This is a genomic window from Undibacterium sp. Ren11W (genome assembly GCF_049340485.1).
In the GTDB taxonomy this organism is placed as follows: domain Bacteria; phylum Pseudomonadota; class Gammaproteobacteria; order Burkholderiales; family Burkholderiaceae_D; genus Undibacterium.
Genome location: NZ_JBMPPB010000006.1, coordinates 15,479 through 29,217, shown reverse-complemented (window position 1 = coordinate 29,217; position 13,739 = coordinate 15,479). Strand labels below are relative to the sequence as shown.

The window sequence follows — 13,739 nt, the reverse complement described above, 5'->3', positions numbered from 1 at the left end:
GCATTGGTGCGCAGCGCCCTACCGAGACGACTTAGATCCATACAGAATAAATTGAGATACGAAAAATGAATCAAACATTATTAATCGAATTATTGACCGAAGAATTACCGCCCAAGGCGCTCGCCAAATTGGGCGAGGCGTTTGCCGCAGGCATCGTCAATGGTTTGAAATCGCGCGATTTTTTAGACAGCGATTCGGTCGCGACCAGCTACGCTTCACCGCGCCGACTGGCAGTTAGCATCAGCAAGGTGCGCGCCACTTCACCGGATAAATTATTGCGCGAAAAAGTCTTGCCAGTCTCGGTCGCCTTGGATGCCGCTGGCAATGCCAGCGCACCTTTAATGAAAAAATTGGCGGCACTTGGCTTCCCTGATTTACAAGTGAGCGATCTGGAACGTGCTGTCGATGGCAAGGCCGAGAGTTTTTTCTACAGCCATACGGCAGCCGGTAGCAAACTCGCAGCGAGCGTGCAAACCGCAGTAGAAGATGCCATCGCCAAATTGCCGATTCCAAAAGTCATGAGTTATCAGCGCCCGGATGGTGAAACCGTACATTTTGTACGCCCTGTGCATCGTATTATTGCCTTGCATGGCAGCGACATCATTGCGCTGTCACTGCTAGGCTTGAACAGCCATCGCAGCACGCTGGGCCATCGCTTTTTATCCGAAGGCGAGATCAGTATCGCGCATGCCGATGACTACGCAGCCGCACTGGCGCAACAAGGCAAGGTTATCGCCAATGTCAGCGAGCGTAAGGAAAAAATCCGCAGCGCCCTGCTCGCCAAGGCTGGAGCAGACCTTGTACTGATGCCAGAAGCGCTGCTCGATGAAGTGACTGCCCTGGTTGAATGGCCAGTGGTCTATGAGTGCAATTTCGAAGCGGAATTTTTGGCGGTGCCGCAAGAATGTCTGATTTTGACGATGCAGACCAATCAGAAATATTTTGCGCTGACGGACTCCGATGGCAAACTGCGTTCGCGCTTTTTGATCGTCTCGAATCTGGAAACGACTACGCCAGAACACATCATTCAAGGTAACGAGCGCGTGGTGCGTCCGCGTTTGTCGGATGCCAAATTTTTCTTCGAACAAGACAAGAAAAAAACCCTGGCAGCACGCCTGCCGCTGCTCGCCAATGTGGTGTATCACAATAAACTGGGCAATCAGGCTGAGCGCATGCAGCGCGTCACCAGCCTGTCCGGAAAAATTGCACAGGCACTGGGCTACGATGTGGCACTAGCAGAACGCGGCGCCATGCTGGCTAAGGCCGATTTGCTGACCGATATGGTCGGTGAGTTCCCTGAGCTGCAAGGCATCATGGGTAGCTATTACGCGCAGCACGATGGCGAACACGCAGAAGTGGCGGCGGCAGCATCCGAACATTATCAACCGCGCTTTTCCGGCGACGCGCTGCCAGCAACAGACACTGGCACCGCCGTTGCACTGGCGGATAAATTAGAAACCCTAGTCGGCATCTGGGGCATAGGCCTGCAACCGACTGGCGACAAAGATCCGTTCGCCTTGCGCCGTCACGCTCTAGGCGTATTGCGTATGTTGGTAGAAAAACGTCTACCGCTGTCACTGAACCATTTATTGGCCGATGCGGTCAGCGTGTTTGCTGGCAATGCTAATTTCAAAGATCCGTCGGCCGATGTATTGAACTTCTGCTACGACCGCTTGCGCGGCCAATTGCGCGACAAGGGTTTTTCACAAAGCGAAGTCGAAGCAGTGGTGGCGCAAAACCCAAACAATTTAGCTAACATCGTCGAGCGCCTGCAAGCGGTACAAGCCTTCGCCGCCTTGCCTGAATCTGCCTCGTTGGCAGCCGCGAATAAACGTATCACCAACATCCTGAAAAAAGCCGACAGCGCACCCGGCAGCGTCGATCTCGCACTATTGCAGGAAGCCGCAGAACGGGCGTTGCAGAAAGCCATGGCCGACGTCAAGCCACTGGTCGATACCGCATTTGCTAAGGGTGACTTTACTGGCGCACTCAAAACCCTGGCGGCCCTACGCAGTGAAGTCGATAGCTTTTTCAATGATGTAATGGTGAACGCCGACGATCTGGCCTTGCGCAATAATCGACTGGCTCTACTGGCCGAGTTGCACGGTATGCTCAATCAGGTTGCCGACATTTCTAAACTGGCGGCGTAAAGCACAAGGCGCAGCATGAAACTTATCATTCTCGACCGCGATGGCGTGATCAATCAAGATTCTGATCACTTCATTAAATCACCAGATGAGTGGCATGCGCTGCCTGGTGCCATGCAAGCGATTGCACGCCTAAATCAAGCAGGTTATACCGTGGTGGTGGCGACCAATCAGTCTGGCGTGGCGCGCAAATTATTTGATATGTCCACACTCAATGCCATCCATCAAAAAATGCACGCGGCGGCACAGCAAGTGGGGGCCAGCATCGATGCGGTTTTTTTCTGCCCGCATACGGCCGATGATAATTGCGATTGCCGCAAACCCAAGCCTGGCATGCTGCAGGAAATCGGGCGTCGCTATGCAATCAACTTAAAAGGCGTGCATAGTGTCGGTGATTCATTACGCGATTTGCAGGCTGGTTTTATGCTGGGCTGCCTACCGCACTTGGTATTGACCGGCAAAGGACAACGGACTTTGGACAAAGGTGGCCTGCCGCCCGGCACCCAGATTTACCCGGATCTGGCGGCCATGGTCGATGCCTTATTAAGTAGCCCAGCTAGTACCGTCAGCACTCAGATTCCCGATTGAAGCTACGGCAATTAAAGTGGCGGACACACCGGCCACAAAGAAAAAATAACAATTTTAAATTAGACAAACGATGCTCAAGTTAACACTTTTTATTCGCTCTTTTCTGTTCTTATCGATCATGATCATCGTCACGGTGATCTGGGCGCCGATCTGCATCTTGTTCGCCCCGCTTCCGTATAACCAGCGCTATTACGCCACTGCCCGCTGGAACGTGTTCATGATCTGGGCGGCAAAAGTCATCTGCGGGATACGCTATCAGACCAAGGGTTTTGAGAATTTCCCGGATGGCCCGGTGATCGTTTTATCCAAACATCAGTCCGCCTGGGAAACCATCTTCTTGTTGATGGCGACACCACGCCCGCTGGTGTTTGTGTTTAAAAAATCGATCACCTACATCCCCTTCTTCGGTTGGGCCATCGCCTTGATGCGTATGATCCCTATCGATCGCAGCAAGGGTAAAGACGCCTTTGCACAGGTGGTAGTGCAAGGGCGTATCCGTCTGGCCGATGGTCAGTGGGTGATTATGTTTCCGGAAGGCACGCGTATCCCGGTTGGCCAAAAAGGCCATTACAAAGGCGGTGGCACCCGCCTGGCGGTAGAAACTAATACCCCGGTGATTCCGATTGCTCTGAACTCCGGCGAGTGCTGGCCAAAAAATTCTTTCCTCAAGCGCCCGGGCTTAGTCACGGTGTCGGTAGGTAAGCCGATTTCACCCGAGGGTTTAACGGCACCTGAACTAATGCAAAAAGTAGAAGACTGGATAGAGGCCGAAATGCGCGTGATTTCACCGCAGGTGTATCAGCACGAACAGACTAAAAAGTAAGCTAAGTGAAAATATAGACGTGGAAGCAAAATACCTGTTATTGGCGATCATCTTTCTGAACCTTGCCTTGGTCGCTACAAAAAATCCAAAAATAAGGGCAATTATTTTGGGGTCTATGCTAAGCGTCGCCTCACTGGCGATGTTTGGCTACTTGGGATAATCGCTAGCGCCCCAATATCTAGCCGCATGTACAGCATAATCAAAGACAGTCGACGATGAAATCAACACTGGGACAAGTGCTGCAAAGAGCCTTGCAACTAGATTTTTTCAATGATCTCTTCAGCACCGAGAGATCCGCTCCGGAAGTGAGCGCGCCGCCTGTCGCTCCCAAAATTCGCAGGGCGAAACCCTTAGCACCGCTGCCACCTGGTGGCAAAATAGTTGGCACAGTCGGCACCAATGCCCGTCAGATCCAATTAAAAGATCAGCTATTGGAATACAGTCTGCTGCGCTCGAAACGGCGCAGCATAGGCTTCCTGATCAATCACCATGGTTTGCGCGTCACCGCGCCGCGCTGGGTCACGATCGCCGACATAGAACTGGCGATCCAGGAGAAACAACGTTGGATACTGAGTAAGCTCAGCGAGCGCCATGAACGTCTGGCACAGCGCGAAAAAACCGCGATGCGCTGGCAAGATGGTGCCAGCTTTTTGTATCTGGGCAAACCACTCACGCTCAGACTCTTCCACGCCGGCCACAGCAATATACGACACGATCAGGCGCAACAAGAACTACTACTGACGCTGCCCCAGACTGGCGCTCTGGCGCTGACTGGCGAGGCACTGGAGCTGGCGATTAAAGACAAGCTCAAGGCCTGGTTGCAGCAAGAAGCGAAACAATTATTCGCCGCCCGCATGCCTGTGTATGCAGAAAAACTCGGGGTGCGTTATCACTCGATGTCGCTCTCCAGTGCCACCACGCGCTGGGGCTCCTGCACCTCGCAAGGAAAAATCCGCCTGAACTGGCGTCTGATCCACTTTGCGCCAGAATTGATCGACTACGTGATCGCGCACGAACTGTCACACATACACGAAATGAACCATAGTGCGCGTTTCTGGCTGCATGTACAGGCGGTGTTTCCCAATTTTGAACTGGCCAGGCATCATTTACGGCAACACGCGGCCACCGATTTTCCTGCATTTTAGGGGAGTATCCATATGCATCACTGGTTTGCGCAATAACCACGTGCGCAATTTAATTTTTACCACCCATACTCCTACAGAGTATATTTCATAGAGAGCATTTATGCGGATACTTCACACCATGCTGCGCGTAGGCAATTTGCCGCGCTCCATCGCTTTTTACACCGAAGTACTGGGCATGAAACTGCTGCGCCAGTCCGATAATCCAGAATATAAATACACCCTCGCCTTTCTCGGCTACGGCAGCAATCCCGAGCATACCGAGCTAGAGCTGACTTACAACTACGGTGTAGAAAGCTATGAGTTGGGCAGCGCCTACGGCCATATCGCCATCGCCGTACCGGACGCTGCGCTGGCCTGCGCAGCGGTCAAAGCCAAAGGCGGCAAAGTCACGCGCGAAGCCGGCCCGGTAAAAGGTGGCAATACCGTGATCGCCTTCGTCGAAGATCCCGATAGCTACAAAATTGAACTGATAGAACGCAAGGGCGAGCAACAGGCCGTCACGCTGTAATCAACAGCACCAAGGTGCTCTAAAATAACAAGCCCTGCCCGCTCGCGCAGATCCCATGCGGGTTGGCGGGCATGCCGGGCTGCTGGTCCATGGAGTCTGCGCGCTGGCGGCATGCAAACCTGCCGAATCGGCTTAGATACCAGCATATTTCCAATTAAAGTTAAACCCATTCGCTAGTAAGCCTCACAGCAACATTCTGTAAAGTTCGCAGCCTAATTTTAGATTTTTGATTAAGAAAGATCTAAATACCCGTTAATCGGGATGCTGCGCAAGACGCAAACCGGAACACTGCGCCGATATTGCGAGAATCGCTAAGGCCGCGAAGTGCTGGAGTTGAGGATTTTTTAGAAGTTCCCCTTACTTTCATTGATAAAAATGTGAGAGTCGCCCCCTATAATACGAGCGAATAATTCATCTTTTGTTAATCATGGGCTTTTCTGTTTCAAAAAGCCTTTTCTGAATTTTCATAAAGGCTTTGATCATGCGATTCGCATCCCAATTAGTAAAAGTAATCAGTCTGGCGTGCCTGCTAAGTTTAGGCCTGCCGGTGCAGGCTGAAATCAATTTAGGGGAAGTCGGGATGCTATCTCAAGATAGCGACACCGCCCCAATTCCTAAAGGCTTGGTCGTAGGTGGCGTTTTATTAGCGTATAACGCACGCTACGAGGCACAAAAAGATGCGGTCTGGCCGATCCCGGGAGCGATCTATTTTGGCAATGATTTTATGTATTTGGGTGACCGCGCCCGTTATTACTTCTATAAAGATAAACATCTGGCGACCTTTATTTATGGTCGCGTGCGTACCGGCAATCTGGATCCGGCGGATGCTCCGGCACTGGCAGGTATGATCAAACGCAAATGGCAATTTGAAGCTGGTCTGGGCGCGAATATTATCACCCCTTACGCCCTCATTTCGACGCGTTTTGCCAGCGACATCACCGGCAACACCCATGGTCAGGAGGCACTGTTGTGGGCTGATTTTCCGATACACAAAGACCGGCTCCTGGTCATGCCAGGATTTGGAGTGATGAAGCGAAATAGCAAGCTGGCCAATTATTATTTTGGCGGAATTTCGGCCGCCGAGGCCACGCCAACTCGTCCGCAGTACGACACCGGCAGCACTTGGTCGCCGATGGTGGCGCTGGTAAGCTCTTACCGTTACAACAAAAACTGGTTAGCGATGGTCACCTTAAATATTGAGCATTTCGATAAAAACATTGCCAACAGTCCTATCGTGCAGCATGCCAATGAATACACCTTCCTCGCTGGAGTAGGTTACACCTGGTAAGCCTTACTCAAAAAATCTATTGCCTCATCGCATAACCAGATCGATTAGCTACCCCCTAGGCCAAGACGCATACGCCATGCGGCTTGGCGGGCAGACGCCGCCAGCAGGCGCATCCATACTGCGCACCAGGCCAGCCATGTTTTAAATATGCAGAACAAAAAGCTCGCCCGTCAAAATCCACATTGACATCTCTGCCTCAAAAATCCACCGGACAGTCACACATCATTCGCGCGGGACTTTTACTTGGCAGAGGAACAGATATAAAAGCCAATAATAATTAACAATCAGAAACATTTGTTTTATTTTCGGCTTCAAAAACGACACTCAAACGGCCCGCATTAAAATATACTTAAAAAAATGTGGCGAGCGCATCGCAGATAAACCTCAGGGGACAGTTCCATGGAAATGAACATCTTGGTAATCGATGATGCGCCCATGAATGTGGCCCTGCAATGCCATCTACTGGGGAAAATCGATCACTGCACGCCCGTCAGTTTCCTCGAACCCGAAGCAGCCCTGACCTGGTGTGAAGAGCATATCCCAGATCTGGTGATGGTCGACTTTATGATGCCAGTAATCGATGGTGTCGAATTTATACGACGTTTTCGCTGCATTTATGGCTGTCAGGATATTCCGGTGCTGATGATTACCGCGAACAATGAAGTCGAGTTGCGCTATCAGGCGCTGGAAGCCGGTGCCAATGATTTCCTGATCAAGCCCATCGATAAAATAGAATTTCTGGCACGCACCAAAAACATGCTGGCACTGCGCAAAAACCAACGCTATCTGGAAGATCGTGCCGCCTGGTTAGATGACGAAGTCAGAAAAGCCACCGCCGAAATCCGAAAACGCGAACAGGAGACCGTGCTCAGACTCTCTAAAGCGGCCGACTCGCGCGACCCGGAAACCGGCGCGCACATTATCCGTATGGCGAATTATTCCAGAGTGATCGCCGAGCAGCTCGGGCTATCCGCCGCGCAACAGCAATTAATACTCGAAGCAGCACCTATGCATGACATAGGCAAAGTCGGCATCCCCGATCATATTCTTCTTAAACCAGGAAAATTAACGATAGAAGAATTTTCCATCATGAAAAAACATGCCCTATTGGGTTATCAGATTTTGGCTGACAGCCAATCCGAGATGCTACAGGTGGGTGCCGAGATCGCCTTATCGCACCATGAAAAATACGACGGCAGCGGCTACCCACAAGGTTTAGCAGGCGAAGAAATTCCTCTGTTCGCTAGGATAGTCGCGGTTGCCGATGTGTTTGATGCCTTGACTTCAGAGCGTCCCTACAAAGCTGCCTGGGACATCGATAAGGCCCTGGCACTCTTGCATGAAGGCGCCGGCAGCCACTTTGATCCACAATGCGTGGCCGCCTTCGTCGCCGACTGGCCGCAGATTTTAGAGATTAAAGCCCGCTATCAGGAAGAGACCGTGCGGGATCAAAGCTTTGGTTTGTATTGATTTTTGTTGCAGTAACACCAGCATCTAAATTTCACCTCTCAATTTCATCTATGAATTGCACTTCGACTAGGATAGCTCATGAAAATCGCCCAAACAGTATTGAAGAATCTCCCTGCCGATTTAGATAATTTATCCAGCTTGGTGGCAATCGAGCCTCAGCTTATCCTAGTGTTTGGCTACACCGAGCACTTCGCAGATCCTGCTTTAAACGCCAGTCTGGCCGCGTATTTTCCGAATGCGCAAAGAGTGGGTTGCACCACCGCGGGTGAAATATCTCCGACCGGCGTGGTCAATCATTCCACCGTGGTGACTGCTCTGCACTTTGAGGCCGTCTCTTTTAAAGTGGCAACGGCGGCGTTGGAAAGCATGGAAAAATCTTTCGATGCAGGTGCTGATTTGGCAAAAAAACTACTCACTCCAGAGCTAAAAGCAGTCTTGGTTCTAGGTCAAGGCGTCAACATCAACGGCAGCGGATTGATCGCGGGCATGGCCAGCGCATTGGGCGATGCAATGCCGGTGACCGGCGGCCTGGCTGGCGATGATGGTGCCTTTGTCAAAACCTATACTTTATCCAATGCCGGCGTATCAAGTTCGAGTGTGGTGGCGGTCGGCTTCGAAGGTGAAAAACTGATTTTCTCTCACGGCAGTTTCGGCGGTTGGAAAGCCTTTGGACCGACCCGCAAAGTGACGCGCTGCGTAGGCAATATTCTGTATGAACTAGATGGCGCGCCGGCACTCGATGTGTATAAAAAATATTTGGGCGAATACGCCAAAGATTTACCTGGCTCTGGCCTGCTGTTCCCTTTCGAAATGCTCAGCGATGCGCGCGAATCATTGGGGCAGATCCGTACCATCTTGGGCGTGAATGAAGATGACGGAAGTTTGATTTTAGCCGGCGTGATTAATCCCGATGGCTATTTGCGGCTGATGCATGCCCATACCAATGACCTGGTCGACGGTGCAGAAACCGCTGCCAAGGCCAGCATCGCGGCAGGCCAACAATGCGCAGGTCAGGCGCTGGGCTTATTGGTCAGCTGCGTGGGGCGCAAGTTAGTGATGGGGGGGCGAGTCGATGAAGAAGTCGAAGCAGTGCAAGAAATTTTGGGCGAAAACACGGTCTTGTGCGGCTTTTATTCTAACGGAGAAATCTGCCCCGGATATCAACTAGAGGCCTGTAGCCTGCATAACCAGACCATGACGATTACCTATCTGGCCGAGACGATGTAATGACACACAAGCTGTCTTTGCGCCAATACAAGCGCTTACTCGGCATCCAGGGTGAAGAACAATTAACGGCATTGCTGGCCGAGTTCGAGAGCCTGGATCAGTCGGCGCAATTGAGTGAGCAAGCCAAGACAGCGCTCAAAGGCATGCGTCAGTATTTGTCGCAAGTCGATGAAGCATATACGCAGGCCGACCGCGATCTGGCTTTAGGAAAACTCAGTCTGGAACTAAGTTCAGATGAATTAAGTCTGGCCAACCAAACCCTGCGCCACGAGGCCGAGACGCGCCAGCAAGTGCTTAACACGCTCAGGCGTACCACCAACGATGTGCTGTCGCAATTAGGCAAACATTTAGCCGATGAAGATAGCCTGGAAGAATTGAGTCATGTACTGGCTGGCTTGGTCACAGAATTACTCAGCACGCGGGGCGAGCTGCAAGAGGCACTGGCTGCGATAAAAAATCAACAATTTGCACTCGACCAGCATGCCATCGTCAGCATTACCGACGCCGCCGGCAATCTGATTTATGCCAATGACCAGTTCTGCCAAATCAGCCAATATCCGCGTGACGAGCTGATAGGCGTGAATCATAGGATAGTCAACTCTGGCCTACACAATCTGGCATTTTTTCAAAATTTGTGGGCAACAATTAGTAGCGGCGAGGTCTGGCATGGCGAGATCAGAAACCGCGCCAAAGATCAGTCTGTGTATTGGACCAATGCCACAATAGTGCCGTTTTTAGATGCGCAAAAAAAACCTTACCAATATATCTCCATTCGTACCGACGTCACCGAGCAACATATACTGAAGGAAGAAATCGAAGCCAGTAAATCCCTGCTGGAAAATGTCATGAATACCTTGGGCGAAGGCGTGTATACACTCGATGCCTTAGGCAGATGCAACTTCGTCAATGCAGAGGCGCAAAAAATATTGGGCTGGAGTTTAGCCCAACTAACCGGTCGACGATTACATGACGTGATACACGCGATTGATGCCGAAGGTAAGCATGTGGCGCTAGCCGATTGCAAGATCAGTAATTGCATCAATGCCGGTCAGGTGTACCGCTCAGAAGACGAATATTTTAAAGACAAATCCGGGCGCGTGTTTCCGGTTTCTATTGTGGCCTCACCAATTTTTGAGAACGGCAATATTGTCGGCTCGGTAGCGGCGTTTCAAGACGTCACGGCCAGACATGCTGCCGATGCTGCCTTGCGCCAGAGCGAAACCAAGCAACGCATGCTCTTGGATAATGCTGCCGATGCCGTGTTTGTCGCCGACAAAGACGAGCGCTGGATCTATGTCAATGATCTGGCGCTGAGCATGCTCGGCTTTCGCCGCGATGAATTAATCGGCTGCACTATCTATGATTTGCTGCCACTAGAATACCGTGAAATTTCAAGAATGCGCTTTGGCGACAAACTCAGACGCGAAAAATTGATACGTCGGGAAATTCAACTAGTAACAAAAAATCAGGGCTTAGTCCCCGTCGAGATGAATGTCGCCCTGCTACCTGATGGCAGTATTTATGGCTCATGCCGTGACATCACAGAGCGCAAGGTCTTTGAAGCGGCAATGATACGCGCGAAAGAAGGCGCAGAATCTGCCAGCAAAGCCAAGAGTGAGTTTTTAGCGACTATGAGCCATGAAATCAGAACGCCAATGAACGGCATTATCGGCATGACAGAATTGGCGCTCGACACGCAGCTAAGCAGTGAGCAACGCGAATATCTGGAGATGGTGAAGTTATCCTCACATGCCCTGCTTGGAATTATTAATGATATCTTGGATTTTTCTAAGATTGAATCTGGCAAATTAGTATTAGAAAAAATTGAATTTCCGCTGGCAGAATTAATCGCGGCGACCCTCAAAGCGATGGCTTTGAGGGCGGATCAAAAAGGTTTAGAACTAGTCTATAAGATCGATCCACGATTACCGAAAATTTTGCAGGGTGATCCCGGGCGGGTACGACAGGTCATCACCAACCTGATCGCGAATGCGATTAAATTTAGCGATCAGGGTTGCATCACTCTTGTGCTACGCCTGGCACATCAAATGGGCTCGCTGGTCGAGGTTTATTTTTCAGTCTCCGATACCGGCATAGGAATAGCCGAAGACAAGCAAGCCACAATTTTTGAGCCATTTAGCCAAGCCGATGCCTCGACCACTAGAAAATATGGTGGAACTGGACTAGGACTATCCATCTCCGCCCGTTTAGTCGAAAGTATGCAAGGGCAGCTCCACGTTCAAAGTGAGCTAGGCAAGGGAAGTACTTTTTATTTTACTGGTGTCTTCGGAGCAGGGCATGAGGTCGAACGTGAAGATATTCTAATTGACGACGCCAACGATATTGACTTACGGGGTTTATCTGTTCTGGTGGTCGACGATAATGCCGTCAACCGGCATTTTTTGTCGGAAACGCTCAGCCATTGGCAAATGCACGCTACCGCTGCCGCCAGTGGTGCCGAGGCGCTAATCGAAGTGAGACAGGCACATGCGGCGGCTAATCCGTTTGACGTGATTATTCTCGACGCCTATATGCCTGACATGGACGGTTTTGACGTAGCCAGACAATTGCAAGCCGAGGGGAAATTATCAGGCGCAAAACTACTGATGCTATCCTCCGCCGGCAGCGTAGACGATGCCCAGCGCTGCAGTGACGCGGGTATCGCAGGCTACCTGAAAAAACCGATTAGCCAGCAAGAATTGCAGGCGCTGATAGAATCTGCATTGTTGGGCAAACCCAGCGCTGCGCTGCATTACACCGATCTAAGCCAGGCCAATATTTACACCTCAAAAAATCAACTGCGTATTTTGCTGGCAGAAGATAATCTCATCAACCAGAAACTAGTCCTCGCATTATTGAAAAAATGGGGGCACAGCACCGACGTTGCAGAGAACGGCAAGATCGCCGTGCAGAGTTTTATCCAGCAAGCCTATGATGTCATATTGATGGATATGCAAATGCCAGAAATGGGTGGCATCGAAGCAACGCAGTTGATCCGTCAGTTAGAAAATGGCAGTACGCACATCCCTATTATTGCCATGACGGCCAACGCCATGGCTGGCGACCAGCAACGCTGTCTGGATGCCGGTATGGATCATTATCTGTCCAAACCTATCCACGCCGAAAAATTACGTCAACTCTTGTTGTCGTATGCTGGCGAACTTGCCCATGCGACGCCCATACCAGAACCTGCATTCAACCACAAGCGCAGAGCAACGGACGTGGCGCATGTGTCCTCGGCCAGTTTCGATTACGATGCGGCTTTATTAGAAGGCGACCGTGATGTTCTACAAATCATCGCGCCGCTATTCTTGGAGGGATGCGAGAAACAAGTTCAGGAACTCGCGCTGGCGATTTCCCAAAACGATAAAATCTTATTACACAGAAGTGCCCATACCATGAAGGGGTTGGTCAGCAATTTCGTCGCGATCCCTATCGAGAATCTTGCTAAGGAATTGGAGTTGAAAGGTAAAAATGGGGATTTTGAACGTGTCGAAATTATTTTCTCGGAAATGAAGGAGCAACTTGAACTGATGAACATCGCATTAAGAAAATTTGTCGCATCGATCAAATAGCAATGCTATCGCTTACTATCGAACCAGATATTACGAGTAAAAATGCACTAACACCCTTAGAAAAAATGGCAGAATTTAGCGCGCTAAGGAAACTAGTGATTCGGCCCATTTAGCGCCGTTTTTTCGGCAAGCATAGGCGTAGCAAATGTATAGCCTGGCTGCGCTGCCAGCGCAAAATATGACGCGCTTGCTGCGGTGGCAGGCGCCCCGCTAGCGACAGAGCGGAATCGACCTCGACGTAAAACATTCGTGCAAAAGTCAGTAATTTTTCGTCGTCCCAGTGTGCTCCATAATGACGAAACACCTGCGCCCAAAACCTGGCAGTGACGAGTTCATGCGCTTTTTCCAGTTCGCGTAAACACGGCAGTGACTCCATCAAACTTGCCAGTAAGCGGTAGCCCCATTCGGTATCGGGGATCGCACTCAACTCTGCATTAACCTGGCGCAGCATCGCCACTAACGGCAAATCCAGATTATTCAAATCGGCATACCGCGCATAGACCGCCTGCACCTTGGCTATCCAATTATTCGTCAGCACACACAGAATCGCTTCTTTACTCCCGAAATAACGGTACAGCGAAGCGATATCTACCCCCGCCTCTTGCGCGATATGGTTGGTAGAGAGCTCAGCGATTCCAGAGCGCTCCAGCAGCACCAGCGTGGCATTGAGCAGACGCTCCACCATCTGACGCGAACGAGCCTGCCTAGGCTCACGATAGAACAGGAGATTATCTTCGGTCATAGCAAAAAACCATAATGATACAACGGCCAAGGCCGTGCTTGACACAGCTATATTTCCGATCGCATAATTAAAACACCAGTAATTACTGGCATTTTTAAAAATAATAGGACTTACGCAAAATTGTTCCAGCTAGGCGTACCGCCGAAGACAGTACTTTAACTTTAGTACGACAAGGCGAGTGCAATGACGCTGGGGCGGTTTTGCGTAAGCCCTAAATAAGACCATA

The 13,739-nt window shown here is 50.7% G+C and carries 10 protein-coding genes; 9 read left to right on the top strand and 1 reads right to left on the bottom strand.

The window, feature by feature from the left end; translation table 11 throughout:
• The first annotated feature begins 65 nt into the window (after positions 1–65).
• The 9 genes from glyS (at position 66) to ACO0K8_RS14275 (ending at position 12,771) form a co-directional block, all read left to right on the top strand.
• The gene (gene glyS, locus ACO0K8_RS14315; RefSeq protein WP_422947339.1) at positions 66–2,150 is read left to right on the top strand and encodes a glycine--tRNA ligase subunit beta; all 2,085 of its coding nucleotides are present in this window, start codon (positions 66–68) and stop codon (positions 2,148–2,150) included.
• A 15-nt stretch (positions 2,151–2,165) separates the two neighbouring features.
• Positions 2,166–2,735: a D-glycero-beta-D-manno-heptose 1,7-bisphosphate 7-phosphatase gene (gene gmhB / locus ACO0K8_RS14310; RefSeq protein WP_422947338.1), complete on the top strand. Its 570-nt coding sequence runs from the start codon at positions 2,166–2,168 to the stop codon at positions 2,733–2,735.
• A gap of 70 nt (positions 2,736–2,805) precedes the next feature.
• Positions 2,806–3,558: a lysophospholipid acyltransferase family protein gene (locus ACO0K8_RS14305; protein WP_422947337.1), complete on the top strand. Its 753-nt coding sequence runs from the start codon at positions 2,806–2,808 to the stop codon at positions 3,556–3,558.
• A 215-nt stretch (positions 3,559–3,773) separates the two neighbouring features.
• Positions 3,774–4,703 (top strand): M48 family metallopeptidase, encoded by a 930-nt coding sequence (locus ACO0K8_RS14300; RefSeq protein ID WP_422947336.1) that lies wholly within the window; start codon positions 3,774–3,776, stop codon positions 4,701–4,703.
• A 100-nt stretch (positions 4,704–4,803) separates the two neighbouring features.
• Entirely contained in the window at positions 4,804–5,211 is a 408-nt protein-coding gene (gene gloA, locus ACO0K8_RS14295) for a lactoylglutathione lyase (protein ID WP_422947335.1), read from the top strand.
• Between the two features lie 481 nt (positions 5,212–5,692).
• A complete protein-coding gene (locus ACO0K8_RS14290; RefSeq protein WP_422947334.1) occupies positions 5,693–6,499 on the top strand; it encodes a MipA/OmpV family protein in 807 nt (268 codons plus the stop codon).
• Between the two features lie 399 nt (positions 6,500–6,898).
• Positions 6,899–7,969, top strand: a complete 1,071-nt coding sequence (locus ACO0K8_RS14285; RefSeq protein WP_422947333.1) for an HD domain-containing phosphohydrolase — start codon at positions 6,899–6,901, stop codon at positions 7,967–7,969.
• Between the two features lie 78 nt (positions 7,970–8,047).
• The gene (locus ACO0K8_RS14280; RefSeq protein WP_422947332.1) at positions 8,048–9,196 is read left to right on the top strand and encodes an FIST signal transduction protein; all 1,149 of its coding nucleotides are present in this window, start codon (positions 8,048–8,050) and stop codon (positions 9,194–9,196) included.
• Positions 9,196–12,771, top strand: a complete 3,576-nt coding sequence (locus ACO0K8_RS14275; RefSeq protein WP_422947331.1) for a response regulator — start codon at positions 9,196–9,198, stop codon at positions 12,769–12,771. Before ACO0K8_RS14280 ends, ACO0K8_RS14275 begins: the two co-directional genes overlap by 1 nt.
• Before the next feature lie 109 nt (positions 12,772–12,880).
• Here ACO0K8_RS14275 and ACO0K8_RS14270 read toward each other — a convergent pair whose 3' ends face one another.
• Positions 12,881–13,513, bottom strand: a complete 633-nt coding sequence (locus ACO0K8_RS14270) for a TetR/AcrR family transcriptional regulator (RefSeq protein ID WP_422947330.1) — start codon at positions 13,511–13,513, stop codon at positions 12,881–12,883.
• Positions 13,514–13,739 lie beyond the last annotated feature (226 nt).

Bases quoted from the DNA above. Each gene is read 5' to 3' on its own strand.
- glyS (WP_422947339.1), top strand. From the start codon at position 66: ATGAATCAAACATTATTAATCGAATTATTGACCGAAGAATTACCGCCC.
- gmhB (WP_422947338.1), top strand. From the start codon at position 2,166: ATGAAACTTATCATTCTCGACCGCGATGGCGTGATCAATCAAGATTCT.
- ACO0K8_RS14305 (WP_422947337.1), top strand. From the start codon at position 2,806: ATGCTCAAGTTAACACTTTTTATTCGCTCTTTTCTGTTCTTATCGATC.
- ACO0K8_RS14300 (WP_422947336.1), top strand. From the start codon at position 3,774: ATGAAATCAACACTGGGACAAGTGCTGCAAAGAGCCTTGCAACTAGAT.
- gloA (WP_422947335.1), top strand. From the start codon at position 4,804: ATGCGGATACTTCACACCATGCTGCGCGTAGGCAATTTGCCGCGCTCC.
- ACO0K8_RS14290 (WP_422947334.1), top strand. From the start codon at position 5,693: ATGCGATTCGCATCCCAATTAGTAAAAGTAATCAGTCTGGCGTGCCTG.
- ACO0K8_RS14285 (WP_422947333.1), top strand. From the start codon at position 6,899: ATGGAAATGAACATCTTGGTAATCGATGATGCGCCCATGAATGTGGCC.
- ACO0K8_RS14280 (WP_422947332.1), top strand. From the start codon at position 8,048: ATGAAAATCGCCCAAACAGTATTGAAGAATCTCCCTGCCGATTTAGAT.
- ACO0K8_RS14275 (WP_422947331.1), top strand. From the start codon at position 9,196: ATGACACACAAGCTGTCTTTGCGCCAATACAAGCGCTTACTCGGCATC.
- ACO0K8_RS14270 (WP_422947330.1), bottom strand. From the start codon at position 13,513: ATGACCGAAGATAATCTCCTGTTCTATCGTGAGCCTAGGCAGGCTCGT.